We start from the raw sequence: 2,590 nt of genomic DNA on the forward strand, positions 1-2,590 counted from the left end.
TCCCATGCCCCGTATCGCACCCGCACTCCCGCTTCCGCCCCCCTTCGGGAAGGACCCCCCGTGCGCAGCAGACGTCACCCCCTCCTCGCCGCATTCCTGGCCGCCCTGTTCGTCTTAGCCGCCGGCTTGGGCCTGGCCGGCGCACCGTCCACCGCCACCGCCGCCGCGACCGCCGCCGCGGCCCCGGTACGGATCATGCCGCTCGGTGACTCCATCACCGGCTCCCCGGGCTGCTGGCGCTCCATGCTCTGGGACCAACTGCAGAACGCCGGTTACACCGACATCGACTTCGTCGGCACACTGAACGCCCAGAGCTGCGCCCTCACGCACGACGCCGACAACGAAGGCCACGGCGGCTTCCTGGCCACCACCACCGCCGACCAGAACCTGCTGCCCGGGTGGCTGGCGACGACCGCGCCGGACATCGTGGTGATGCACTTCGGCACCAACGACGTCTGGAGCAGCATCGCGCCGGACACCATTCTCGCCGCGTACACCAAGCTGGTCGGCCAGATGCGGGCCAGCAATCCGGCGATGAAGGTGCTGGTCGCCCAGATCATCCCGATCAATCCGAGCAGCTGCGCCGAGTGCGCCGCTCGTACGGTCGCCTTCAATGAGCGCGTTCCGGCCTGGGCCCGAGGCATCACCACCGCGCAGTCGCCGGTCACCGTCGTCGACCAGTGGACGGGCTTCGACACGGCGACCGACACCTACGACGGCGTCCACCCCAACGCCGTCGGAGACGCCAAGATGGCGGCCCGTTGGTTCCCGGCACTGTCGGCCCTGCTCACCCCGGGAGATCCGGAGAACCCCGAGGAGCCTGGGAACCAGGGCTGTTCGGCGGCCTTCCGGACGGTCTCGGCGTGGCAGGGCGGCTACCAGGGTGAGGTGACGGTCACCAACACCTCGGCCACGGCGCGGACTTCCTCTTGGGCAGTGACCCTCGGACTCCCGGCGGGCAGTCGGCTCACCCAGGTCTGGAACGGCGCACTGACCGGGACGACCGTGCGCGACGCCGGGTGGAACGGCACGCTGACGGCGGGGGCGAGCACCACGTTCGGCTTCCTCGCGAGTACGTCGGAGGCGGCGGGCACGCCCTCTCTGGCGGCCTCGTGTGCCGCCTCCTGATCCCCGGCCCCTGGTAGGGGGTCGGATGCCCTGCCGTCCGGGTGGGCGGCAGGGCATCCGGACGGCAGGGCGGCGCCCGTACGGCGGTGTCTACGGTTTGTGGGTTACCCAGAGCATTTCCGCCGGCCAGCGGTGTGCCCAGTCGGGCGGGTCGGTCCGGTTGTAGCCGTTCGCTGTCCCGGGGCCGGGCCGCGGCTCGATGAGGTCGTCGATGACGAGACCCGCGCCGCGCAGGACCCTGATCCAGTCGCCGTAGGTGAGCTGATAGCTGACCGCGCCCTCGTCTTCGTCGATGGTGTCCAGCCCGAAGTAGTCCTGCTGAAGCGTCGTGGTCGCGCGGCTCGTCTCTTCGTCGTAGCAGGCTTCGAACCATGGGCTGGCGACGTTGAACACCAGGCGCCCACCGCGGCGCAGGACGCGTGCGGCCTGCGGGACGGCCAGGCGCGGGGGCGCCCAGCTGAGCCCGCCGTAGTCGCAGAACACCACGTCGAAGCTGTCGGCGGCGAACGGGAGTTGTTCGGCGGCGCCTTGCACCAGCGGGTAGCTGGCCGCTCCCATCGCGGTAGCTGCCGCGGCCAGCTGGGCTTCGGACAGGTCGATCCCGACCACGGTGGCGCCCTCCGCGGCGAGCGCCCTGGACCACTGGCCGGCGCCGCAGCCGAGTTCGAGGACGCGCTTGCCGGTGACGTCGCCCAGGGCTTGCAGGTGCGCGTCGGGGATGGCGTACGTGCCCCACAGCCGGGGCTTCGCACCGATCTGCGGGTCGTGCTTCTGCTGGTAGGCCTCGCTGATCCGGTTCCAGAACCGCCGGTTGGCAGGAATGCTGTCCACGCGCCGACTCAAGCACTGCCTGCTGGGGCGGTCAACACGATTGTGCCGCGACCGGGAGGATTCACCGGTTCACGGGTGCCCTGTCCGGGACCGGATACCCACAGGGAGAGCCGCATCCCGCACCAACTCGGATCCGTTCAACGGCCCTTGTTCCTGGGGTGGTTGCGGGCCATCCGCTCGTTGCCGAACTTGTACGCGCCCGTCCAGCGGGCCATCACGGCCTGGGCGTCGCCGGACTCAGCCTCGGCCACGAACTTGGCCGCCCGGTCGCCGCGCAACGTGGTGGCCTTGCGGTCGCGGTGGGTGATGACGACGGTGCCGTCGGCGTGGGATGCGTAGCTGAACCCGGAGGGTGCCGGCATGGGCGGGTCTTCCTTCTCTCGTAGCCGAAGATGTTCGTGCGTTCTGAGCTTGCTGCGTTCTGCTTGTGCGTTACGGGAAGTATTCGCGCCGCCGGTCACCTCAGCGGCAGGAAGCCCTCAGCTGCGCCGCCGCATGATGCGCGCCCACCAACTGCGTGCTGCCCCAGTCCCGGCCCCGGTCGATCAGCTGGACCGCGAAGGTGTCGCCCTTGACCGGGTAGCTGTCCACGTCGACCGCGCTGCCCCGGTGCGCGGTCGACGTGGACAGC

The 2,590-nt window shown here is 70.4% G+C and carries 3 protein-coding genes and 1 pseudogene; 1 reads left to right on the top strand and 3 read right to left on the bottom strand.

Annotated features, from left to right (window positions below; translation table 11 throughout):
* The first annotated feature begins 60 nt into the window (after positions 1-60).
* On the top strand, positions 61-1,128 hold the full coding sequence (locus tag JGS39_RS38725; RefSeq protein ID WP_308120974.1) for a GDSL-type esterase/lipase family protein: 1,068 nt from the start codon (positions 61-63) through the stop codon (positions 1,126-1,128).
* Positions 1,129-1,218: 90 nt separating this feature from the next.
* On the opposite strand, the gene JGS39_RS38730 is transcribed toward JGS39_RS38725, so the two are convergent.
* From JGS39_RS38730 to JGS39_RS41295, 3 genes and pseudogenes are all read right to left on the bottom strand, one after another.
* Positions 1,219-1,959: a class I SAM-dependent methyltransferase gene (locus tag JGS39_RS38730; protein ID WP_219574457.1), complete on the bottom strand. Its 741-nt coding sequence runs from the start codon at positions 1,957-1,959 to the stop codon at positions 1,219-1,221.
* A 137-nt stretch (positions 1,960-2,096) separates the two neighbouring features.
* Positions 2,097-2,321, bottom strand: coding sequence for a hypothetical protein (locus JGS39_RS38735; RefSeq protein WP_219574458.1), 225 nt, complete (start codon positions 2,319-2,321; stop codon positions 2,097-2,099).
* A gap of 100 nt (positions 2,322-2,421) precedes the next feature.
* Positions 2,422-2,590: pseudogene (locus tag JGS39_RS41295) on the bottom strand (adhesin); the annotation flags it as partial.

It is taken from the genome of Streptomyces poriferorum, assembly GCF_019399235.1.
GTDB classification, from domain to species: domain Bacteria; phylum Actinomycetota; class Actinomycetes; order Streptomycetales; family Streptomycetaceae; genus Streptomyces; species Streptomyces poriferorum.

Bases quoted from the DNA above. Each gene is read 5' to 3' on its own strand.
- JGS39_RS38735 (WP_219574458.1), bottom strand. From the start codon at position 2,321: ATGCCGGCACCCTCCGGGTTCAGCTACGCATCCCACGCCGACGGCACC.